The sequence below is a fragment of the Streptomyces sp. NPDC032198 genome, from assembly GCF_040636975.1.
In the GTDB taxonomy this organism is placed as follows: Bacteria; Actinomycetota; Actinomycetes; order Streptomycetales; family Streptomycetaceae; genus Streptomyces.
This window is the reverse complement of record NZ_JBEZVL010000003.1, coordinates 516,828-539,536: the sequence shown is the minus strand read 5'-3', so window position 1 is coordinate 539,536 and position 22,709 is coordinate 516,828. Positions and strand designations below refer to the sequence as shown.

The following is a 22,709-nucleotide window of genomic DNA, read 5'->3' as shown; positions in this document are numbered from 1 at the left end:
CCCGTTGAACTCGTCCGGTGTTGAACTCTACGACCGTTGAATAGAGCTTGGCAAGGCACCTGCCGCAGCTCCTGCCGACCCGCGGCTCCCGCCGCCCAGGCTCCTGCCGACATGCCGGGAGCCCCCGCCCGTGTCAGGATCACGGGCGGGAACCCGTACGCCGATGGAGCCGCTGGAGCCGCGCCATGCCGAGGGACGCAGCCGACAGCCGCGCCCGGCGCCGGACGGGCCGGATGAACCGGGCGGACCGGCTGAACCGGGCCGACGGACTGCCGCCCGCGGCCGGGGCCGCGGTCATGGCCACCGCCGTGCTCTCCGTCGGCCTGCACCTGCTCGGCGTGGAGTGGGCGTCACTGGCGCTGCTCGTGGTGGCCCTGCTGGTCTGGCTGTTCCTCGCCGCCGTCTTCGCCCGGCATCTGCTGACCGAACGGGACCGCTGGCGCCGCGAGATCGACACCCCGCCCGCCCTGACCGCCGTCGCCGCGACGGCGGTACTTGGCACCCGGCTCTCCCTGCTCGGACACCAGCCCGTCTCCATCGCCCTGCTCTGCCTCAGCGCGCTACTCTGGCCGCCGCTGATGTCCCACGTCATCCGCCACTGGCAGAGCAAGGTGCCGGGCGCCGCCTATCTGGTGTGCGTGGCCACCCAGGCGATCGTCGTCCTCGCCGCGACCGTCGCCACCGCCGACCGGCAGGCGTGGCTGATGTGGCCCGCCCTTGCCCTCTTCGTCATCGGCCTCGTCCTGTACGGCGTGGTGCTGTTCCGCTTCGACTTCCGGCAGCTCGCCACCGGCCGGGGCGACCACTGGATCATCGCCGGTGCCATGGCCATCTCCGCCCTCGCCGGATCGAAGCTGGTCGCCGCCGCCGTGCCGGACGGTGCGCTGCGGTGGGCGACCCCGGCGCACGACGCCCTGCGGATCGTCACCCTCGTCGCGCTCGGCATCGCCTTCGCCTGGTACGCGGTCCTCGTCGTCTGCGAACTGCGGTGGCCACGCCTGCACCACGACGTACGCCGCTGGGCCACCGTTTTCCCCCTCGGCATGACCGGCGTCGCCTCGCTCTCCACCGCCACGGCCGCGGACGTTCCGGCGCTCTGGACCTGCGGAAAGGTGCTGCTCTGGCCCGCGCTCGCGGTCTGGGCGGTGGTCGCGGTCGGCGCGTTCCGATCGGCGCGCGACGACGCGCGGACCCCGACCGTCCCCGCGGACCTCAGCCCGCCGCGCTGACGGCGCCCGCCACGCTCCGGGGATCCCCCTGCGTCACCTCGCGGGCGGTCCTCGCGAACGTCGCGACCGCCCCCGTGCCGTGGCCGGCCCGCCACACCAGGCCGTACCCGACCGGCTCGGCATCGGTGAAGGGCACGTACGCGACTCCTGGCCGGGCGAAGTACGTCCCCGTGTGCGCGGGAGCGAGGAACGCGCCCTTGCCGCCCGCGGCCAGCATCAGCGCCTCCTGCATGTTGGTCACGCCGGGCCCGCGGCTGATCGCCCTGCCGGACGGGGTGCGCGCGGGGACGTGGTGTTCGAGCCAGTAGTCGGGCACCTCGCCCGAGATCGTGAGGAGCGGCACGTCGGCCAGATCCTCCAGCGACACCGAGTCCCGTGCGGCCAGCGGATGCGCGGAGGCGATCACCAGGACGCGCTCCTCCGCGATCAGCGCGGGACCGCCGCCCAGGTCCTCCTCGCGCACCGGCAACTCCGTGAGCTGCACGTCGAACTCGCCCTTGCGCAACGGCCCGTACGGATCGCCGAGCGGCACCTCGCAGATCTCCACCGCGAGCCCCGGATGGCTCACGCGCAGCGCCTCCGTCGCCCGCATCACGATCTCGCCGGCCAGCGGATTGGCGAAGCCGACGTGCAGCACACTGTCGATGCCGCGCGCGGTGGCCGCGGCCCGCTCGACGGCCGCGTCGATGGCCCGGTGGTGCGGTTCCAGGTCGGCACGGAGCTGACGGCCGATCGCGGTCAGCCCGACGCGACGGCTCGTGCGCACGAACAGCGGTGCGCCGACGCGGCGTTCGGTGCGCTGGATGAGCTGGCTCACCCGGGCGCGCGACAGCCGCATGCGTTCGGCCGTCCTGCCGAAGTGCAGTTCCTCGGCGAGGAGCAGGAAGCACTCCACTTCGTCGCGTTCCATCGGCGCCCCCCAGGCAGCTCGGATCGGTAAGCCTGACTGAACGAACGTTGCGTTCTTCGCCGTTGTTCCGTCCATACGCCCTGATCGAGGGTGAGTGAGCCGGGAAAACCCCGGCACCAGCGACGATGTGGCGGAGAACCGACGTGAGTACGCGAAGAGAGTCATCAGCCGGGGCGCCCAGCGCCTCCCCGGTCACCTTTACACCTCGCGAGTGGGGCGTCCTGCTCGTCCTGTGCGGCGCGATCTTCCTCGAAGGCATCGACGTCGCCATGCTCAACATCGCCCTGCCGTCCATCCGCGCCGACCTGGGCCTGTCCACCGGGTCCCTGCAGTGGGTCATGAGCGCCTACGTCCTCGGATACGGCGGTTTCATGCTGCTCGGCGGCCGTGCGGCCGACCTCTTCGGACGCCGCCGGATGTTCGTCCTCTGGCTCTCCGTCTTCCTGGTCTTCTCCGGTCTCGGCGGCTTCGCCACCGAGGGCTGGACACTGATCGTCGCCCGCTTCGTCACGGGCGTCGCCGCGGCCTTCATGACTCCCGCGGGCCTCTCCATCATCACCACCGGCTTCGAGGAGGGCCCACGCCGCAACAAGGCGCTGCTCTTCTACTCCGGCACCGCCGCGGGCGGCTTCTCCATCGGCCTGGTCGTCGGCGGCCTGCTCACCGGCATCGGCTGGCGCTGGGTGTTCTTCGTGCCCGTGGTGCTCTCCGCCCTGATCCTGGCCGCCGCGCTCGCCTTCGTCCCCAGGTCCTCGCGGCCCGACCGCACCGGGCAGCGCGTCGACCTGCTGGGCGCCCTCACCGTCACCGCCGCGATCGTGCTGCTCGTCCTCGGCGTGGAGCGCGCCTCCCACGCGAGCGCCGCCGTCACGGCCGGCATCATCGCCGCGGGTCTGGCCCTCATCGCCGTCTTCGTCGCCGTCGAGCGCCGCTCGGCCGCCCCGCTCGTCCGTCTGGGGATCTTCCGCAGCGGCGCCCTGGTCCGCGCCAACCTCGCGGGCCTGTTCTTCGCGGGCGGCTTCTTCGGGTTCCAGTTCCTGGTCGTCCTCTACCTCCAGGAACTGCGCGACTGGTCCACGCTCCAGACCAGCCTCGCGCTGATCGTCGTCGGTGCCGACGCGGTGCTCTCGCCCACCCTCACCCCCAGACTGGTCGAACGCTTCGGCAACCCCAGGGTGATCTTCGGCGGTCTGCTGCTCGCCGCGCTGTCCTACGCCCTGTTCCTGCCGGTCGGCGCCGACTGGTCGTACCCGGCGATGTTCCCCGCCCTGATCATCCTCGGCCTCGCCTTCGCCCTCACCTACGGCCCGCTCACCATCGTCGCCACGGAGGGCGTCAAGGAGGAGGAGCAGGGCCTGGCCGGAGGGCTGCTCTACACCGCCTTCCAGTTCGGCGCCGCCCTCGGTCTCTCCGCGGTCACCTTCGTCAACGTCCGTGCTACCACCGCGAGTTCACCCGCCGCACTGCTCGACGGCTACCGCGCGGCCCTCTGGGTCCCGCTCGCCGCGGCCCTGCTCGCCGCGCTGATCAGCGCCTTCGGACTCCGCTCGGGGACCGGCGGGACACGTACTCCTCTTCCGTACGCGACGCGCGAAGCGGTCGCCGACGGACCTGGTCCAGGAGTTGGTGAACGCGTAGCGTGAGGCGGCATGAAGATCCTGATCAGCGCAGACATGGAGGGGGCCACGGGTGTCACCTGGCCCGCTGACGTGCTGCCCGGTACGCCGCAGTGGGAGCGGTGCCGTTCGATGTTCACCTCGGACGTCAACGCCGCCGTGCTCGGCTTCTTCGACGGGGGCGCCGACGAGGTGCTCATCAACGAAGCCCACTGGACCATGCGCAATCTGCTCCTCGAGGACCTCGACGAGCGGGCCCAGATGCTCACCGGCCGGCACAAGTCCCTCTCCATGGTCGAGGGCGTCCAGCACGATGACGTGGACGGCATCGCCTTCATCGGCTACCACGCGGGCGCCGGCATGGAGGGCGTGCTCGCGCACACCTACCTCGCCAACTCGATCACCGGCGTGTGGGTCAACGGCGACCGCGCGAGCGAGGGGCTGCTCAACTCCCATGTCGTCGCCGAGTACGGGGTGCCCGTGGTCCTCGTCACCGGCGACGACCTGGCCTGCGAGGACGCGCTCGGCTATGCGCCCGGCGCGCTGAAGGTCGCCGTCAAGGACCACGTGTCGCGGTACGCGGCGGTCTGCCGCACCCCGCGGCGGACCGCCTCCGACATCCGGGCCGCAGCCAAGGAGGCGGCGCGGCTCGCCGTGCGGCACGAACCGGTCCGGGGCGGCCCGTTCACCGTCGAGCTCGAATTCGACGCCGAGCATCTGTCCATGGCGTCCACCGTGGTCCCGGGCGTGCGACGCACAGGCGAGCGGAAGATCGCCTACACCAGCGACACCATGTACGAGGGCATTCGTACGTTCAAGGCGGTCACGACGATCGCATCGGCCGCCGTGGAGGAACAGTATGGCTGAGGAGCAGCCGGGGCATCGGGCCGCCGGACACGTCGACGAGCAGGCGCTCGACGAGGTCGTCCGGTTCACCTCGGAGCTCATCCGCATCGACACCACGAACAGGGGCAGCGGTGACTGCCGGGAGCGGCCCGCCGCCGAGTACGCCGCCGAGCGGCTCGCCGGAGCGGGGCTCGAACCGACGCTCCTGGAGCGGACACCGGGCCGTACGAACGTGGTCGCACGCATCGAGGGCACGGATCCCTCCGCCGACGCGCTGCTCGTCCACGGGCACCTGGACGTCGTTCCCGCCGAGGCCGCCGACTGGAGCGTGGACCCCTTCTCCGGGGAGATCCGCGACGGTGTCGTATGGGGCCGCGGCGCCATCGACATGAAGAACATGGACGCGATGATCCTCTCCGTGGTGCGCGGCTGGGCGCGCGCGGGAGTGCGGCCCCGGCGGGACATCGTCATCGCGTTCACCGCCGACGAGGAGGCGAGCGCCGAGGACGGCTCCGGGTTCCTCGCCGACCGGCACGCGTCCCTCTTCGAAGGCTGCACGGAGGGCATCAGCGAGTCCGGCGCCTTCACCTTCCACGACGGCCGCGGCAATCAGCTCTACGCCATCGCGGCGGGGGAGCGCGGCACCGGCTGGCTCAAGCTGACCGCGCGCGGCAGGGCGGGCCACGGCTCGAAGGTGAATCCCGACAACGCCGTGAGCAAGCTGGCGGCCGCGATCGCCCGCATCGGTGAGCACCGCTGGCCGGTGCGGCTCACGCCGACGGTCCGGGCCGCCCTGACCGAACTGGCCGCGCTGTACGGGGAGCACGCCGACCTGGACGCGCCCGGATTCGACGTGGACGCGCTCCTGATGAAGCTCGGCCGGGCCGGCGACCTCGTCGCGCCGACCGTACGCAACAGCGCCAACCCGACGATGCTGCAGGCCGGTTACAAGGTGAACGTGATTCCCGGGGAGGCCGTCGCCTACGTGGACGGCCGGTATCTGCCGGGTGGGGAGGAAGAGTTCGCCGCCACCCTTGACCGGCTCACCGGAGTGGACGTCGACTGGGAGTTCCACCACCGGGAGGTGGCATTGCAGGCGCCGGTCCACTCGTCGACGTACGCGAAGATGCGCGCGGCCGTCGAGGAGTTCGCGCCCGAGGGAAAGGTCGTGCCGTACTGCATGTCCGGTGGCACAGACGCCAAGCAGTTCTCGCGACTCGGCATCACCGGCTACGGCTTCTCGCCGCTGAGGACACCGGAGGGCTTCGACTACCAAGCGCTCTTCCACGGAGTCGACGAGCGCGTCCCGGTCGACGCGCTGCACTTCGGCGTCCGCGTACTCGACCGCTATCTGAGAACGGCCTAGGGAACACAACCGATCATGGGGGAAGAGAAGGACATGATGGAGACCCAGGCTTACGGATCATGGCCGTCGCCCATCGACGCGGCGCTCGCCGCCGCCCACGACGGCTCCCCGGCCACCGTGGGCTTCGTCGGGGACGAGGCGTGGTGGACCGAGCCGAGGCCGGCCGAAGGCGGCAGGCGCGCCCTGGTGCGGCGGCGCCGGGACGGCACGGAGGAGTCCGTGCTGCCCGAGCCGTGGAACGTGCGCAGCCGGGTCATGGAGTACGGGGGGCGTTCGTGGGCCGGGGCCGAGGGCCCCGACGGGCCGCTGGTCGTGTTCGCCAACTTCGCGGACCAGCGCCTGTACGCGTACGCGCCCGACACTCCCGCGGCCGTGCCGCGCCCGCTGACTCCGCTCTCCGACGTGGGCGGCGGCCTGCGCTACATCGACCCGTGCGTGCACCTGGACCGGGGCGAGGTCTGGTGCGTCCTGGAGGAGTTCACCGGGGAGGGGCCGACCGACGTGCGCAGGGTCGCCGTCGCCGTGCCGCTGGACGGCTCCGCGGCCGGCGACCGGGCGGCGGTGCGGGAACTCTCCGACGACCGGCACCGGTTCATCACCGGGCCCCGGCTCTCGCCGGACGGCGCCCGCGTGGCGTGGATCGCCTGGGACCACCCCCGGATGCCGTGGGACGGCACCGAGCTGCTGGTCGCCGATGTCCGCGCGGACGGCACGTTCTGCTCGCCGCGGGTGTTCGCGGGCGGCCCGGAGGAGTCCGTCGCGCAGGTGGAGTGGGCCCCCGACGGGCGGCTGCTGTTCGCCAGCGACCGCACGGGGTGGTGGAACCTCTACCGCGGTGACGCCGCCGTCGGCGGTGACGGCATACCGGTCTGTCCGCGCGAGGAGGAGTTCGGCGGCCCCCTGTGGCAGGTCGGCTCCGGCTGGTTCGCGCCCCTGGACAGCGGCCTCGTCGCCGTCGTGCACGGCAAGGGCGCCACGGCGCTCGGCGTGCTCGACCCGGAGACCGGCGAAGTCGTCGACGCGGCGGGCCCCTGGACGGAGTGGGCGGCGACCGTCGCGGTGAACGGCACCCGCGCCGTCGGCGTCGCGGCGAGCCCCCGCAGCGCGTACGAGGTCGTGGAGCTGGACACGAGCACCGGCCGTGCCCGTGTCATCGGCGCCGCGCACGACGACCCGGTGGACACCGCGTACTACCCCGAGCCGCGCATCCGCACCTTCAGCGGCCCGGCGGGCCGCGAGGTCCACGCGCACATCTACCCCCCGCACCACCCGGCCTGCGTGGCTCCCGACGAGGAACTCCCGCCGTACGTGGTGTGGGTGCACGGCGGGCCCACCAGCCGCTCCCCGCTCGTCCTTGACCTGGAGATCGCCTACTTCACCTCGCGCGGCATCGGCGTCGCCGAGGTCAACTACGGCGGCTCGACCGGGTACGGCCGCGCCTACCGCAACCGGCTGCGCGAGCAGTGGGGCATCGTGGACGTCGAGGACTGCGCGGCCGTCGCCCTGGCCCTGGCCGACGAGGGCACCGCCGACCGCGGCCGGCTCGCGATCCGCGGCGGCAGCGCGGGCGGCTGGACCTCTGCCGCCTCGCTGACCACGACAAACGTGTACGCCTGCGGCACGATCATCTACCCCGTCCTGGACCTCACGGAATGGGCGGCCGGCGGGACCCACGACTTCGAGTCGCGGTACCTGGACTCGATGATCGGGCCGTTCGACGAGGTGCCCACGCGGTACGTGGAGCGTTCCCCCGCGGAGCACGCCGACCGGGTCAGCGTGCCCTTCCTGCTGCTCCAGGGGCTCGACGACGTGATCTGTCCGCCCGAACAGGCCGAGCGGTTCGTCTCCGAACTGGAGGGACGCGGTGTGCCGCACGCCTACATCGCCTTCGAGGGCGAGGGGCACGGATTCCGCCGCGCGGACACCCTGATCCGGGCCCTGGAAGCGGAACTCGCCCTGTACGCCCAGGTGTTCCGCCTCAAGCTGGCCGGCGCCGCGCCCACCCTGGAGCTCTCCAAGTGAAACCCCTGACGCGTCCCGCGCGGCTCACTCCCGGCGCGCGGGTCGCCGTCGTCGCGCCCAGCGGGCCCATCCCGGAGGAACGGCTCCAGGCGGGCCTCGACATCCTGCGCGGCTGGGACCTGGACCCGGTCGTCGCCCCTCATGTCCTGGACCGCCACGAGCGGTTCGACTACCTCGCGGGTACGGACGCCGACCGCGCCCGTGACCTCCAGGATGCCTGGTGCGACCCGTCCGTCTCCGCGGTGCTCTGCGCGCGCGGCGGCTACGGCGCGATGCGCATGGTGGAGTCGCTCGACTGGGCGGCGATGCGGGCGGCGGGCTCCAAGGTGTTCGTCGGCTACAGCGACATCACCACGCTGCACGAGGCGTTCGCCGCGCGGATGGGCCTCGCGACCCTGCACGGGCCGATGAGCGCGGCCATGGACTTCCTCAAGAGCAGCCGCGCGCAGGAGCACTTGAGGGCCACGCTCTTCGCACCCGAGCAGGTCCAGGTGATCGCCTCGGGCGGCACCGCGCTCGTGCCCGGCCGCGCCCGGGGCGTCACGCTCGGTGGCTGCCTCTCCCTGCTCGCCGCGGACCTCGGCGCCCCCGGGATGCGCATGTCGGCGCGTGGCGGGCTGCTCTGCCTGGAGGACGTCGGCGAGGAGGCGTACCGCATCGACCGCTACCTCACCCAACTCCTCCGTGCGGGCTGGCTGGAGGGGGTGCGCGGGGTCCTGCTCGGCTCGTGGGCCCAGTGCGATCCGTACGACACCGTGCGGGCGCTGCTCCTGGACCGGCTCGGCGGGCTCGGGGTGCCGGTCGTCGAGGAGTTCGGGTTCGGGCACTGCGACGGGGCGCTCACGGTGCCGTTCGGCGTGGAGGGCGAACTGGACGCAGACGACGGGACGTTGACCCTGGACGTGCCCGCACTGGCGTGAGGGGGCGAGGGCGTGCGACCGGCGCCGCCATGCGCGGCGCCCTTCCGCACTGAATCTCCGTCAATTCCTGCCGAGAACTCCTGTCACGGGCGTTGACCTTCGCCTGACACGTGTCACAACATGACCCTGGCCGGTTACTTACCGGTCGGTAGTCGGCTGTCCTCAGCGTGGAGGTCTTGTGCCCCGTCGTACCGCACCCCGTCGTACCCGCTCCCGCACCCGCGCGCCGCTCGCCCTCGCCGTCGGCGCCGCACTGGCCGCGCCGCTGGCACTGGCGGCGCCCGCGCCCGCGAGCGCCACCGGCCCCTTCACGGTCACCCCGCTGAAGTTCACGGTCCAGGCAGGCGGCAGGAGCTGCACCGTCGACGCCGACCTCTACCGCCCCGCCGGAGTGGACGCCGCGCACCCGGCGCCCGCCGTCCTCACCACCAACGGCTTCGGCGGCAGCAAGTCGGAGGGCGGGACGGCGGCCACCGGCAAGGCCTTCGCCGAGCGCGGCTACGTCGGGCTCGTCTACTCCGGGCTCGGCTTCGGCAAGTCCGGCTGTCTGATCTCCCTCGACGACCCGGACATCGATGGCAGGGCGGCCTCCGGTCTCGTCGACTTCCTCGCGGGCAAGCGCGCGGCCGACGACGGCACGAAGGTCGACTACGTCACCAAGGACGGCTCGGCCGACCCGCGCGTCGGCATGATCGGCGGTTCCTACGGCGGGGCGATCCAGCTGGCGACGGCCGCCGTGGACCACCGGGTCGACGCCCTCGTGCCGATGATCACCTGGAACGACCTCAGCTACTCGCTCGACCCGAACAACGCGTCCGACCGCAGCGTCCCCGGCGCCTCCAAGTGGCAGTGGATGAACGGCTTCTACCTCATTGGCGAGGGCCAGCCGCTCCTCGAACCCAGCCTCGATCCCTCCCGCATCAACTCGCTCACCTGCCTGCACTTCGCCACCAAGGCCTGCGAGACGATCCGTACGCTCAACTCCGGCCGCTACCCCGCCGACAAGACCGAGGCCCTCCAGAAGTACGCCCGCGGCGTCTCGCCCGTCTCGTACCTCTCCCGGGTCAAGGCACCCACGCTGCTGATCCAGGGCCAGGTCGACAGCCTCTTCAACCTCAACGAGGCACAGGCGACGTACAAGACGCTCAAGGCGCAGGGCACCACGACGAAGATGATCTGGCAGTCGGCGGGCCACAGCGGCGGCCTCACCGACGCGGCGTCAGGTGAACTCAGCCTCTCCGAGGGCAACTTGGAGAAAAGCTACGTCGGCAAGCGCGTCCTGTCCTGGTTCGACCGCTACCTCCACCAGAAGAAGGGCGTCGACACCGGACCCGCCTTCGCCTACCACCAGGACTGGGTCCCGGCCGACAGCGCGCCGAACGGCTCCTACGCGACCGCGGCCACGGTGCCCGCCCTGAACCGCAAGCTGTACCTGTCCGGCGACGGCAAGCTCGTCGACCACCGCGAGCAGGTCGCGCGCGGCAGCCGCGAGTACCGCAACTGGCTCATCCCCACCAGCCACTCCGAGAGCTCCCTCGCAGGCCTGATCGGCCTGCCCGACCCCGCGCCGCACGACACCAAGGGCACCTACCTCGACTGGACGACAGAGCCGCTGACCGCCCCCGTGGACGTGGTGGGATCCGCGAAGGCCACCCTCAAGGTCGTCTCGCCCCGGACCGAGCGGGTGCAGAACTCCGGCGACGCGGCCGACAAGCTGGTCCTCTTCGCCAAGCTGTACGACATCGCCCCCGACGGCAAGAAGACGCTCGTGCACCGCCTCGTGGCGCCCGTGCGCGTGCCGGACGTGACCAAGCCGTTCACCGTGTCGCTGCCGGGGATCGTGCACCGGTACGAAGCGGGGCACAGGCTGAGGTTCGTGGTGGCGGCGAGCGACGACGCGTACGGGGGCAACAGGGGAGTGAAGCCGGTGACCGTGACCAGCGCGCCCGAGGACACCGGGGTGATCGAGCTGCCCGTCGTCCGCTGACCGCCCGTCCGCGGGACCGGGGCTCACCCGTACGGCCCTCACCCCCACCCCGGCGGGGCATCCACCGCGCGCGAACCCGGCCCAGCTGCCCATGCTGGTCACCGGGGGAGGCCGGTCGAAGCTCCGACGGAAGGTCCACGTATGAGTCCCAGCAGCTCCACGGGCGGCTCCAAGGGCGGCTCGGGCGGCGGTGGCGTCATGACGCCCGGCAGGATCGCCGTCTTCGTGGTCGCCGTGCTCACCCTGGTCTTCATCTTCGAGAACACCCGCCACACCAAGATCAGACTCCTGATCCCCGAGGTGACGATGCCGCTGTGGGTGGCGCTCCTGGGCACCGGTCTGATCGGCGCGCTGTGCGGGGCGTACTTCATGCGGCGGCGCAGGTGAAGGTCCCGGACCGGGGCGGTTAGCGTGGCCGGATGCACCACAGCACCGCTCATCTCGCCGAGGGACCCCGGGTAGGCATACGCCCCTACACCTACGCCGACGGCCCCGAATTCACCGCGCGCGCCCGCGAGAGCCGGGAGCTGCACCGCCCCTGGCTGTTCCCGCCCACGACGGACGAGGCGTACGCCGCCTACGCGGGCGGGCTCATCGAGGGCCGGGGCAGGACCGGGTTCCTGGTCTGCGAGCGGGGCCGGGAGGACGCGCCCGGCGGCGCCATCGCCGGATTCATCAACATCAACAACATCGTCGCGGGCGCCTTCCGGTGCGGGGCACTGGGGTACGGCGCCTTCGTGCACGCGGCGGGCCGCGGCCTGATGAGCGAGGGCCTCGGACTCGTCACGCGGTACGCCTTCGAGGTACTGGACCTGCACCGCCTGGAGATCAACGTCCAGCCCGGCAACACCGCGTCGATCGCGCTCGCCCGGGGCCGCGGGTTCCGCCTCGAAGGCTTCTCGCCGGACTTCCTCCACATCGACGGGGCGTGGCGCGACCACCAACGCTGGGCACTGACCGCGGAGATGACCCGGCACCCGGACCCCTTTGCACAATCCTGACCGGGATAGCCCCTGGTCGGGACGGCGCCGACCGTGTTCCATGGTGATCGTGACGACCACCGTGCGACGTGACGTACTGACGCTGCCCGCCGCCCCGTTGGGCCCCGAGAACCCGCTGCCTCCGCTGCGGCCGCTCCGCGAGGTGCACACGCTGGACGAGCGCGGCAGAGAGGGGCTGCCGCGCGACATGGCGCGGCAGCTCGGGTACGAGCCGCTGCGCGGTGTCCTGCCGACGCGGGTGCTCGACGGGTACGGGCGCGAGCGGACCGACACGGCGATCGACACGCTGGTCATCGAGAACGACCGGCTGCGCGCCACCGTCCTGCCGGGTTTCGGTGGCCGCGTCCACTCCCTCTTCCACAAGCCGACCGGCCGTGAACTCCTTTACCGCAACCCGGTGTTGCAGCCCGCCGCCTTCGCGCTGAACGGTGCCTGGTTCTCCGGCGGCATCGAGTGGAACATCGGCGCCACCGGCCATACGACCCTGTCCTGCGCGCCGCTGCACGCCGCGCGGATGACGGCGCCCGACGGCGGCGAGATGCTGCGGCTCTGGGAGTGGGAGCGGCTGCGGGACGTGCCGTTCCAGGTCGACCTGTGGCTGCCCGCGGACTCCGACTTCCTCCATGTCGGCGTGCGGATCCGCAATCCGCACGAGCGGGCGGTGCCGGTCTACTGGTGGTCCAACATCGCGGTGCCCGAGGAGCGCCGGGTCCTCGCCCCGGCCGACGAGGCCTGGCACTTCGGCTACTCCGGCGGTCTGCGCAGGGTGCCGGTGCCGGAGACCGACGGGGTGGACCGGACGTATCCGACGCGCAGCGAGTACGCCGCCGACTACTTCTACGACGTACCGGACCGGACGCGCCGCTGGATCGCCGCGCTCGACGACGGCGGGCACGGCCTCGTCCAGACGTCGACCGACCTGCTGCGCGGCCGCAAGCTCTTCGTGTGGGGCTCCGGCACGGGCGGGCGGCGCTGGCAGGAGTGGCTGACGGAGCCGGGCACCGGCGGGTACGCGGAGATCCAGGCGGGCCTCGCGCGGACCCAGCTGGAGCACGTACGCCTGGACGCCGAGAGCGAGTTCAGCTGGCTGGAGTCCTACGGACCGCTGTCCGCGGATCCTGGCCTCGTGCACGGCTCCGACTGGCGGGCCGCACGCGAGGAGGCGCAGGCGCGGCTCGCGGACGCGCTGCCGCGCGGTGCGGTGGAGGAGGCGTACGACGCGTGGCGGCGGAGCGCGGACACCGAGCCGGGCGAGGTCCTCGCCACCGGGTCCGGATGGGGCGCGCTCGAAGTCCTGCGGGCGGGGTACAAGGTGCCGGGCACGCCGTTCGCCGAGTCCACGCTGGGTCCCGAACAGGAGCCGTGGCTCGAGCTGCTGCACTCCGGTGCTGTCCCCGAGCCGCGCCGGGTGGCGCCGCCGGGGCCGACCCTGGTGGCCCCGCACTGGCGGGACATGCTGGAGACGGCGCCCGCGCGGCCGGTCGCCGAGTATCACCTGGGTGTGGCGCAGTGGCACGCCGGCGACCTGGCCCAGGCGGTGCGCAGCTGGGAACGGGGCCTCGAACTCGCCCCGTCGCGCTGGCCGTTGCTGCGCTGCCTCGCCGTCGCCGACCAGGACGCGGGCCACATCGAGCGCGCCGCCGACCGGTACGCGGAAGCCTTCGACGACCTGTGCCAGGAGCGGCGCGACGATGGTGTGCTGTGGACGTCGGCGAGTGCCGCCCTCGGCAGGGAGGCGATAGGCGTCCTGCTCGCGGCCGGACGCCGTGCGGCGGCCCGCGGTGTGTGGGACCGGCTGCCCGCGTCCACGCGGGCGGAAGGCCGCTTCCGCCTCATCGAGGTGCAACTGCTCCTGGCGGAGGGGGAGAAGACCGCGGCGAAGGCGATCTTCGACGAGGGCTTCGAGGTGGCCGACCTGCGCGAGGGCGCCGAGGTGCTCGGCGAGCTGTGGCGCGCGGCGACCGACGAAGAGCTGCCCGCCCGCTACGACTACCGGATGCGGGCCGCGTCACAGGAGTGACGGTACCCGGGAGAGGCGGGGCAGCCACCCCTCCCGGGGGATCGGTTACGCCAGCTCGCCGTTCCTGGCCACGACGCGACCGCCGTGCACCACCATGTCCCGCTGCGGCATGTCCACCAGGACCTGCTGAACGTTCTCGCCGCGTACGAGGATGAAGTCGGCCGGGGCGCCGGGCTTCAGATCCGCGTGGTCGAGGCCCAGCACGTCGGCGCCGCCGTGCGCGCCCACGCGGTAGCAGTCGGCCAGCTCGTCGTCGAGGCGGACGTCGGTGACCCAGCCGAGTAGGTGCGCGCGGTGCAGCATGTCGGCGTTGCCGAACGGGCTCCACGAGTCGCGCACCCCGTCCGAGCCGAGCCCGACCCGCACCCCGTGCTCGCGCAGCTTCGCGATCGGCAGGACGAGGGACTCGTTCGGCGCGACCGTCGTCAGGGAGATGTCCTGCTCGCCCAGGTCGGCGGCCATCTTGCCCAGGTCGGTGTCGGACAGGTTCGGCAGGCAGAAGACGTGGCTGACCGTGACCTTGCCGCGCAGCGACAGCGCGCGGGTGCGGTCGATGATGGCCCGCAGGACCTCCGTGCCCTTCTCGTCGCGGTCGTGGAGGTGGATGTCCACACCGACCCCGTGGCGGTCCGCGAGGCCGAAGACCAGGTCGAGCTGTTCGTCCATCGCGTGGTCGAAGCTGATCGGGTCGATGCCGCCGACCAGGTCGATCGCGCCGGAGCGGGCCGCTTCCTCCAGGAGCTCCGCCGTGCCGGGGGTCCGGATCACGCCGTGCTGCGGGAACGCCACGATCTGCACGTCGAGCGCGTCCCGCAGCCGCTCGCGGGCCGCGTTCACGCCCTCGACACCGGCCAGGTCGTAGGCCGGGGCCACGTCCACGTGGGCGCGCATCGCGCGGGTGCCGCGCGTCACGGCGTGCGCCATCAGGCCGTACGCGCGCTCGCCGACCGGGCGGGGCTGGCTCTTGAACACCTCCAAGTCCTGGGCGCAGTAGTCGGCGATGCCGCTCGCCGGCTTCCGCGTCAGCCAGGGGCTGCCCCACGTCGTCTTGTCCGGGTGGATGTGGGCGTCCACGAGCGAGGGCAGGGCGACCCGGCCGCCACCGTCGATCACCCTGGCGCCCTTGGGCGCCCGGTCCTGCGTGATCTTCCCGTCGACCACCGTCAGGTCCACGGGGGTCTTCGCACCGAAGGGGCGGACGTTGCGGAACACGACGGCCTTGGGGTGCTTGCCGTTGCCGCGGGGAGCGGCGGCGGCCGGTACGGCGGCCGAAAGGGCGGCTCCGGTGCCTGCGAGGGCGGCTGCGGCGCCGATCACGCCGCGGCGGGAGAGAGGCGTCATGGGGTCTCCTTGAGGGGTGAGGTGCGCGGATGACTGCCGGGAGGGGCGGGGGAGTCGGGCGACTCGGGGGAGTTCAGAGCGCGATGCCCGAACGCACCACGCGTACGGGCTTCTTGAGGACCGTCACGTCGGAGAGCGGGTCGCCGTCCACGAGGAGTACGTCACCGGCGAAACCGCGCGCGAGGCGGCCCGCCGTGCGCTCCAGGCCGAGCAGCTTCGCGGCGCCGGTGGTGGCCGTGCGGATCGCGTCGAGCGCGGAGAGCCCGGCCGTCCGCATCAGCTCCACCTCGCGGCCGATGGGCTTGATCTTCCCGCCGGAGGAGTCCGTGCCCGCGGCCAGCGGCACCCCCAGCTCGTGGGCGGCGAGCACGGCCCGCTTCAGGACCGGCAGGTACTGGCGGCCACGCTCGGCGAGCACGGGGTCGGAGGAGTCGACGAGCCCGGCGATCGCCGTGAGCGTCGGCGTGAAGTAGGTGCCCCTGCGCCGCATCTCGTGCAGCGTGCGCTCGCCGACGAACGCGCCGTGCTCCAGCGAGCGGATGCCCGCCATGACGGCGTCGTCGCAGCCCTTCTCGCTGTAGCTGTGGCAGAGCACGCCCTTGCCGCCGCGCCGGGCCGCCGCGACCACGGCGGACAGCTGCTCGCGGTCGTACACCTGGGCCAGCGGGTCCTGCTCGGGCAGCCCCGCCCGCTCGTTGACCCGGGTCTTGATGACGTCCGCGCCACGGGCGAGGTTGACCTCGACGACGCGGCGCAGCGCCTCGGGCGAGCGCACGCCGTCACGGAGCCTGGCCAGCGGGGTCAGCTCCGGGTCGGCGAGGATCGTGTCGCCCAGGTCGGGCGTGACGAAGACACCGGCGGCGCGCAGCCGGGGCGCCTGCTCCGGTGCCTGGCGGGCCAGCTCCCGTACGGCGATGTCCTGGAAGAAGTTGGTCGAGCCGCTGCGGGCGCTGGTGGCCCCGCGCAGCACCGCGTCGCGTGCCTCGGCCGCGGTGTTGAGGTGGATGTGCGCGTCGACGAGACCCGGCAGGATCCAGCTGCCGTGCGCGTCGAGCACCTCGGCTCCTTCGGGCACGTCCGCCCGCCCGCGCCTGCCCGCCGAGCGCACGACACCGTCCACGATGACGACCACCGCGTCCTCGGCGACATCGCCGGTCGCGGGGTCGAGGAGCGTGCCGCCCTCGATGACCAGATCACCGCCGGTCGCCCGCCCTTCACGGGGGCCCGTGGCGTTCGCCGGGGGCGAGGACGCGGCAAGGACGGCCGTGGTCCCGGCGAGCGCGGCGGCACCGGCGAGGACGCCACGCCGGGTGAGCCGCGAGGAGGGCGGAGGGGTGTTCTCGACGCACATGGGGCTGCTCCAGGACGGGTTACGGAGGGAACGCGTCCGCCAGTTTGTATACCAAGCTGGAGTGGCCCGCAAGGAGCGGCAGAGGTATGTACGGGTATGTTCCGCCCAGTGCTCCGAGCCGGAGTGACCGTCAAGGGCTTGGTATACAGAAATGTCTGCTCTCGGGCGCCGGGGCGCCTCAGGCTCCGCTCTCCTCGAAGAGAGACCGCAGCGCCACCGCCTGGCTGTCCCGCACATGCAGCAGCGTGCTCGCCGCCGCCGTCTCCACGTCGCCCGAAGCGATCTGGCGGTAGATCAGCTCATGCTGGGCCCGCATGTGGTCCGGCTCGGCGCGCATGCCGAACAAGAGCTGGAGCTGCCAGCTCAGCTGCTCCATCGTGCGGGCCAGGAGGGCATTGCCGGAGAGGGTCACGATGCCCTCGTGGAAGGCCGTGTGCGCGGCGACCTCGCGCGGCCCGTCGTCCACGTCCGACGCCTGCTCGGCCTGGTGGAGCGTGGCCCGCAGCGCGGCGAGTTCCGTGGGCTCGTCCGGCGCGCTCCGCGCCACCCGGCGCGCCGCGAGCCGGGACGCCTGGACCGCGAGCGGCTCCCACACCTCGTACAGGTGCCGCACATCGGAACGTTCCAGGCGGCGCACGCGCACCCCGCTGTGCGGCAGGAGTTCGAGCAGGCCCTCGGCGACCAGGGCGCGGAGCGCTTCCCGCACGGGGACGCGCGACATCCGCAGTTCTTCGGCGACCTCACGTTCCACCAGTCGCGAGCCCAGCGGATAGCGGCGGTCCACGATGCGCTGCCGGACGGCCTCGCGCGCCTGGGCGCTCATCGAGACCCGTTCCGTACCGTCCGCCGTACTGCCCGCCACGTGCACCGTCCTCCGTTCGGCCTGCCTGCCGTGGAGGATACGGGCAGACCGGTCAGGTCGCCGGGCGCCGGTCCGCGTACTCGAAGACCGTGCCGTCCGGGTGCACCGCGATGAGGTTGCGGCCCACCGGCGTCGGGAGGGGGCCCGCGATGACCCGGGCACCCGACGCGTTCAGGACGGCGTACGCCTCGTCGACGTCCGGTACCGCGATCGTCGCCGAGACCTTCCGCAGGATCTCCAGCTCACGCTCGGGCCCGCTCATCAACAGGAAGCAGCCGACCGCCGCGACCGACACGCCCTCGCGCTCGAAGCGCTGGGCGGTGCCGCCCGCGAGGCGTTCGTAGAAGGCGACCGAGGACTCCAGGTCCTCGACGCAGATACGCAGCGTGGCTCCCAGGATCTCCATACGGGCGAGCCTAGTTGGCCCGGCCGCCATGCGTGATCGTTTCGGGTGACTTCCGGGAGTTCCACCCCGTGGCGGCCACCACATCGGCCGCGATGACCTGGACCCGCCGCCCGTCCGTCGCCACGCGGAGCGTGCCGTCGGCCGCGTGCTCCTCCAGACGCCGGGCCATCAACGCGCTGCGGCGCAGCTGCTGTTGGAGCTCCGAGCCCCGTTCGCGCGCGGTCAGCCGTTCCCCGACGGTGGCGTCCGACGCGGTGAGGAGCACGCGGATGATGCGCGGGCCGCGCAGGGCGGCGGTGAAGAGCCACTCCTCGCTCGCGAGGACACTCGCCGTGTTCGTGTAGACGAGGCGATGGCAGCCGAGGTCCGTGTAGTTCGCCCAGAGCGCCGCGAGATTGCGTTCGGTGATCCCGGAGCGGTGCGGGTCGCCCTCCGGTGCCGGATGGACCGCGTCCAGGACGTCGCCCTCGATGTACGCGTGCCCCACGTCGGCCGCCCTCAGCAGCGCCGCGGCCTCCAGGCCGACCGAGGACTTGCCGGCGCCGGAACGGCCCCCGATGAGCAGTGCCTCTGTCCTTCGCATGCGGTGAGCGTGGCAGGCCCGGGTGCCCTCACGCGACCCGGTATTCCTCGACCTCCTCGGTGCGCCGCAGCTCCAGGCCGTGGCCGACGCCGCCGTCGGGGCGGACGGTGCCGCCCATCGGGTCGAGGGCCCCGTCGAAGAACATCGACTCGATCCGAACATGGTCGTGCAGCCACTCGATGTGCCGCAGATTCGGCACGCACGCGGCGACCGCGGCATGCGCGTGCGGGGCGCAGCGGGCCGACACCTCGATACCGTGCGCCTGCGCGAGGGCGGCGGCCCGCAGCCACTCGGTCAGGCCGCCGCAGCGCGTCGCGTCCAGCTGGAGGCAGTCCACGGCGGGGATCATCCGCGCGAAGTACGACAGGTCGTAGCCGTACGCCCCCGCCGCCACGTCGCAGACCAGCGCGTCCCGCACCAGGGCGAGCCCCCGCAGGTCGTCCGAAGGCACCGGCTCCTCGAACCAGCCCACGCCGTGCTCGGCGAGCACCCGGCCCACCCGGACCGCCTGCTTGCGGGTGTAGGCGCCGCTCGCGTCGACGTACAGCTCCGCCTGCGAACCGATGACGTCACGCGCGGTGCGTACTCGCAGCACGTCACGGGCAGCTGCCCGTCCCCAGGCCTCGCCGACCTTGATCTTGACGCGGGGAATGCGCTGACCGTGCACCCAGCCGTTCAGCTGGGCCGCCAGATGCGTGTCGTGGTACGTGGTGAAGCCCCCGCTCCCGTAGACGGGCACCTCGTCGCGGGCGGCGCCCAGGAGGCGGACGAGCGGGACCTCCAGGAGGCGCGCCTTCAGGTCCCACAGGGCGATGTCGATCGCCGAGACGGCACACGAAGCGGCGCCGGGGCGGCCGGTGTTGCGGACCGCCTTCGTCATCGCCGCGTGCGCCGCGGGGATGTCCAGCGCGTCGAGGCCGGTGACGGCGGGGGTGAGCTGCTCGGCCAGCAGGGAGACGGTGGACGCGGGCCCGTAGGTCCAGCCGGTGCCCGTCGCGTCGCCCGCCGTGATCTCGACGATCACGATGGTCGTGGTCTCCCACGCGAAGGTGCCGTCCGCCTCGGGGGCGTCCACGGGGACCGTGTAGGCGGACATGGCAGGGCTTTCGATGGGCACTGAGTCCTTCATCGGGACCGTCCTGGGTCACGTGCGGGGGTGGGGGACCGCAGGGGCGGAGGCCGCCGGCGCGTCTGTGTACGGGTAACCCCCGGACCGGCGGTCAAACGGCGCCCGCGCAGGTCCCGGGCCCGTATCGCGGCGGCGTTTGACCGCGGTGGGCAGGGGGAACCGGGAGGTCTCGCGTCCCCGGGCCGCCGGGAGGTCACGCACACGGGGAACCGACGGCCGGCGCGACCGGCGGACCCGCCGGAACCGGACGGCCCAGCTCAAGGAGGACCCGCCATGACCACCAGCGAACTCGCCCCGCTCGCACGGCAGTTGCGGGTCGACTCGGTCCGGGCCGCAGCTGCCGCAGGCTCAGGGCATCCCACCTCGTCGATGTCCGCCGCCGACCTGATGGCGGTGCTCCTCGCACACCATCTGCAGTACGACTTCGACCGGCCCGACCATCCCGGCAACGACCGCTTCATCCTCTCCAAAGGGCATGCCTCGCCCCTCCTCTACGCGGCGTACAAAGCGGCCGGAGTCGTCACCGACGCCGAACTGCTGACCTTCCGCAAGCAGGGCAGCCGCCTCGAAGGGCACCCGACGCCGCGCCGCGTCCCGTGGGTCGAGGTCGCCACCGGGTCCCTCGGGCAGGGGCTGCCCGTCGGCGTGGGCATGGCCCTCTCCGGCAAGCGGCTCGACCGGATTCCCTACCGGGTCTGGGTGCTGTGCGGCGACAGCGAGCTCGCGGAGGGCTCGCTGTGGGAGGCCGTCGAGCACGCCGGGCACGAACACCTGGACAATCTGACCGCCGTCGTCGACGTCAACCGCCTCGGGCAGCGCGGCCCCACGCGCCACGGCTGGGACCTCGACGCCTACGCGCGGCGCTTCGCCGCCTTCGGCTGGCATGTCGTCGAGGCCGACGGCCACGACCTGGAGGCCGTCGACCGCGCCTTCCAGGAGGCCCGCTCCACCGCCCGGCAGCCCACGGTCGTCCTCGCCCGCACCGTCAAGGGCAAGGGCGTGGCCGCCGCCGAGGACCGCGAGGGCCTGCACGGCAAGCCGCTGCCGGACGCGGAAGCGGCCGTCGAGGAGCTGGGCGGCGTGGGCGACGTACGCGTCGAGGTGCGCGGGCCCGCCGCCGCGCGGGCGCTGCACGCGACGCGCACCGGCCATCTGGAACTGCCGCGCCACGAGGTGGGCGAATCCGTCGCCACCCGCAACGCCTTCGGCCAGGCGCTGGCCGCGCTCGGCACCGCACGCGGCGACGTCGTGGCCCTCGACGGGGAGGTCGGCGACTCCACGCGGACCGAGTACTTCGCCAAGGAACACCCCGACCGCTTCTTCGAGTGCTACATCGCCGAACAGCAACTCGTCGCCGCTGCGGTGGGGTTGGCGGCGCGCGGCTGGGTCCCGTACGCGTCGACGTTCGCCGCGTTCCTCACCCGCGCCCACGACTTCGTCCGGATGGCGGCGATCAGCGGCGCCGGCATCAACCTCGTCGGTTCCCACGCCGGCGTCGCCATCGGTCAGGACGGGCCGTCCCAGATGGGCCTCGAAGACCTGGCGATGTTCCGCTCCGTGCACGGCTCGACGGTCCTGTATCCGTGCGACGCCCACCAGACGGGGAAGCTCGTCGCGCAGATGGCGGACCTGGACGGCGTGCGGTACCTGCGGACGTCACGGGGGGAAACGCCCGTCATCTACGGGCCCGGTGAGGAGTTCCCCGTCGGCGGTTCCAAGGTCCTGCGCTCCTCCGACGTCGACCGGCTCACGGTGGTCGCGGCAGGCGTGACCGTGCACGAGGCGCTGACCGCGGCCGAGTACCTCGACCGCGAGGGCATCCAGGTGCGGGTCATCGACCTGTACTCGGTCAAGCCCGTCGACCGCGCCACCCTGCGCGCCGCCGCCGAGCGCACCGGCTGCCTGCTCACCGTCGAGGACCACCGGCCGGAGGGCGGCATCGGTGACGCCGTCGCCGAGGCGTTCAGCGACGGGGGTCCGGTGCCGCGCATGGTGCGGCTCGCGGTGAACACCATGCCGGGATCCGCGTCCCCCGACGAACAACTGCACGCGGCAGGCATCGACGCCGAGTCCATCGCGGCGGCCGCGCGGCTGCTCGTGGAGCAGGCGGTCGTGCGGTGACCCCGGTCAGGGCCGCCCGGCCGCCGTGGACCGCGCCCTGAACCAGGCGTTGGCGGTGGGCCGGAACATCAGGACCGTCGCCGTGAGCACCGCGCTCAGATGCAGCACGCGGCTCGCGCCGAACAGCACGTCCACCACCCTCAGATCCCGGAAGGCGTCCCCCGGGCCGTGGCCGTCGGCCAGCCACCGGAGGGGTTCGACCACCAGGGACAGCGTGCCGAGGACGCCGAGCCCCACGGCGAGCGTCAGACGCGCCCAGTTCCTGCCCCGCCGCAGCTGGACGGCGACCAGGACGGCCGCGGAGAACACGGCCATCCGCAGCAGCAGGCCGCCGGCCAGCTCCCCGGCGGACGTGTCGCCCTCCGAGACCAGTCTGCCGACCATGAGCACCGTCTCGAAGAAGCCCGCCACGACCGCGGTGATCCAGAGCGCGAACGCGGCGTGGACGGGCGGGGGAGCGGAGGTCTCACCGCCGCTGGACCGGGAGGAGGGAAGGGGTCGTCTCTGCGTGCCGTTCGCCATGGTGCGCCTCGCTCACTTCGGGTCCGCCCTGAACCCTCGCCCTGAATCCTTCCGGCGCGGGCGGCTCCGGGCACGCCCATCAGCCCCCGTCCTCAGGTGTCGTCAGCACCCCTGCGCGGCCTGAAAGAAACCCCACGTACGGCTCCGTACAGACGGAAGTCCCCGAGCCCGCGGGCTCGGGGACTTCCGGGTTCCGAGTACGGCTACCGCTGGTGGGCGGCTACCACCGGTACCAGCGGGACCGTGTCCCGGAGGCCGTCGTGCTGCGCATCAGGAACCCGACGAGCCAGATGACGAGCACGGCGACGGCGATCCACCAGAGGATCTTCACGGCGAAGCCCGCGCCGAAGAGCAGCAGGGCCAGCAGAAGGACCAGCAGAATAGGAACCATTGTCTTACCTCCTGCTGCTCCGGGTATCCCCGACCGGCCGCTCTAAGCAGCGAAGCGCGCATCTGCGTACGACTGTGTGCGACGCC

Annotated in this window: 20 protein-coding genes; 11 read left to right on the top strand and 9 right to left on the bottom strand. The window is 72.6% G+C overall.

Going from position 1 to position 22,709, the window contains the following annotated elements:
- Window positions 1–185 precede the first annotated feature (185 nt).
- Entirely contained in the window at window positions 186–1,229 is a 1,044-nt protein-coding gene (locus tag AB0E78_RS10420) for a tellurite resistance/C4-dicarboxylate transporter family protein (RefSeq protein ID WP_361830266.1), read from the top strand.
- Here the strand turns inward: AB0E78_RS10420 and AB0E78_RS10415 are convergent.
- Window positions 1,213–2,139, bottom strand: a complete 927-nt coding sequence (locus AB0E78_RS10415) for a LysR family transcriptional regulator (RefSeq protein WP_361830264.1) — start codon at window positions 2,137–2,139, stop codon at window positions 1,213–1,215. The genes AB0E78_RS10420 and AB0E78_RS10415 overlap by 17 nt on opposite strands.
- Before the next feature lie 221 nt (window positions 2,140–2,360).
- On the opposite strand from AB0E78_RS10415, the gene AB0E78_RS10410 reads away from it, so the two are divergent.
- The 9 genes from AB0E78_RS10410 to AB0E78_RS10370 all read left to right on the top strand — a co-directional run bounded on the left by AB0E78_RS10410 (window position 2,361) and on the right by AB0E78_RS10370 (window position 13,917).
- On the top strand, window positions 2,361–3,782 hold the full coding sequence (locus AB0E78_RS10410; RefSeq protein WP_361830464.1) for an MFS transporter: 1,422 nt from the start codon (window positions 2,361–2,363) through the stop codon (window positions 3,780–3,782).
- 6 nt (window positions 3,783–3,788) lie between these two features.
- Window positions 3,789–4,622 (top strand): M55 family metallopeptidase, encoded by an 834-nt coding sequence (locus AB0E78_RS10405; protein WP_361830262.1) that lies wholly within the window; start codon window positions 3,789–3,791, stop codon window positions 4,620–4,622.
- Window positions 4,615–5,967: a M20/M25/M40 family metallo-hydrolase gene (locus AB0E78_RS10400; protein ID WP_361830261.1), complete on the top strand. Its 1,353-nt coding sequence runs from the start codon at window positions 4,615–4,617 to the stop codon at window positions 5,965–5,967. The genes AB0E78_RS10405 and AB0E78_RS10400 overlap by 8 nt, the downstream gene beginning before the upstream one ends.
- Before the next feature lie 15 nt (window positions 5,968–5,982).
- On the top strand, window positions 5,983–7,989 hold the full coding sequence (locus AB0E78_RS10395; RefSeq protein ID WP_361830259.1) for an LpqB family beta-propeller domain-containing protein: 2,007 nt from the start codon (window positions 5,983–5,985) through the stop codon (window positions 7,987–7,989).
- Window positions 7,986–8,909 (top strand): LD-carboxypeptidase, encoded by a 924-nt coding sequence (locus tag AB0E78_RS10390; protein ID WP_361830258.1) that lies wholly within the window; start codon window positions 7,986–7,988, stop codon window positions 8,907–8,909. The genes AB0E78_RS10395 and AB0E78_RS10390 overlap by 4 nt, the downstream gene beginning before the upstream one ends.
- A 253-nt stretch (window positions 8,910–9,162) precedes the next feature.
- On the top strand, window positions 9,163–10,896 hold the full coding sequence (locus tag AB0E78_RS10385; protein WP_361830462.1) for an alpha/beta fold hydrolase: 1,734 nt from the start codon (window positions 9,163–9,165) through the stop codon (window positions 10,894–10,896).
- Window positions 10,897–11,037: 141 nt separating this feature from the next.
- Entirely contained in the window at window positions 11,038–11,283 is a 246-nt protein-coding gene (locus tag AB0E78_RS10380; protein WP_361830256.1) for a hypothetical protein, read from the top strand.
- 32 nt (window positions 11,284–11,315) lie between these two features.
- Entirely contained in the window at window positions 11,316–11,897 is a 582-nt protein-coding gene (locus AB0E78_RS10375; protein ID WP_361830254.1) for a GNAT family protein, read from the top strand.
- A gap of 40 nt (window positions 11,898–11,937) precedes the next feature.
- Window positions 11,938–13,917, top strand: coding sequence for a DUF5107 domain-containing protein (locus AB0E78_RS10370; protein WP_361830252.1), 1,980 nt, complete (start codon window positions 11,938–11,940; stop codon window positions 13,915–13,917).
- Between the two features lie 45 nt (window positions 13,918–13,962).
- Here the strand turns inward: AB0E78_RS10370 and AB0E78_RS10365 are convergent, their stop codons facing one another.
- From AB0E78_RS10365 to AB0E78_RS10340, 6 genes are all read right to left on the bottom strand, one after another.
- Window positions 13,963–15,258, bottom strand: a complete 1,296-nt coding sequence (locus AB0E78_RS10365) for an amidohydrolase family protein (protein WP_361830251.1) — start codon at window positions 15,256–15,258, stop codon at window positions 13,963–13,965.
- A 73-nt stretch (window positions 15,259–15,331) separates the two neighbouring features.
- The gene (locus AB0E78_RS10360) at window positions 15,332–16,609 is read right to left on the bottom strand and encodes an amidohydrolase family protein (protein ID WP_361830249.1); all 1,278 of its coding nucleotides are present in this window, start codon (window positions 16,607–16,609) and stop codon (window positions 15,332–15,334) included.
- A gap of 178 nt (window positions 16,610–16,787) precedes the next feature.
- Window positions 16,788–17,432: a GntR family transcriptional regulator gene (locus tag AB0E78_RS10355; protein WP_361830460.1), complete on the bottom strand. Its 645-nt coding sequence runs from the start codon at window positions 17,430–17,432 to the stop codon at window positions 16,788–16,790.
- A 91-nt stretch (window positions 17,433–17,523) separates the two neighbouring features.
- Window positions 17,524–17,877 (bottom strand): VOC family protein, encoded by a 354-nt coding sequence (locus AB0E78_RS10350; RefSeq protein ID WP_361830247.1) that lies wholly within the window; start codon window positions 17,875–17,877, stop codon window positions 17,524–17,526.
- A gap of 10 nt (window positions 17,878–17,887) precedes the next feature.
- Window positions 17,888–18,460 (bottom strand): hypothetical protein, encoded by a 573-nt coding sequence (locus AB0E78_RS10345; RefSeq protein WP_361830245.1) that lies wholly within the window; start codon window positions 18,458–18,460, stop codon window positions 17,888–17,890.
- A gap of 28 nt (window positions 18,461–18,488) precedes the next feature.
- A complete protein-coding gene (locus tag AB0E78_RS10340; protein WP_361830244.1) occupies window positions 18,489–19,589 on the bottom strand; it encodes an enolase C-terminal domain-like protein in 1,101 nt (366 codons plus the stop codon).
- A 273-nt stretch (window positions 19,590–19,862) separates the two neighbouring features.
- On the opposite strand from AB0E78_RS10340, the gene AB0E78_RS10335 reads away from it, so the two are divergent.
- Entirely contained in the window at window positions 19,863–21,710 is a 1,848-nt protein-coding gene (locus AB0E78_RS10335) for a transketolase (RefSeq protein ID WP_361830243.1), read from the top strand.
- Between the two features lie 6 nt (window positions 21,711–21,716).
- On the opposite strand, the gene AB0E78_RS10330 is transcribed toward AB0E78_RS10335, so the two are convergent.
- Window positions 21,717–22,232, bottom strand: coding sequence for a hypothetical protein (locus tag AB0E78_RS10330; RefSeq protein WP_361830242.1), 516 nt, complete (start codon window positions 22,230–22,232; stop codon window positions 21,717–21,719).
- 220 nt (window positions 22,233–22,452) lie between these two features.
- Window positions 22,453–22,623, bottom strand: a complete 171-nt coding sequence (locus AB0E78_RS10325; RefSeq protein WP_361830241.1) for a hydrophobic protein — start codon at window positions 22,621–22,623, stop codon at window positions 22,453–22,455.
- Window positions 22,624–22,709: the final 86 nt, after the last annotated feature.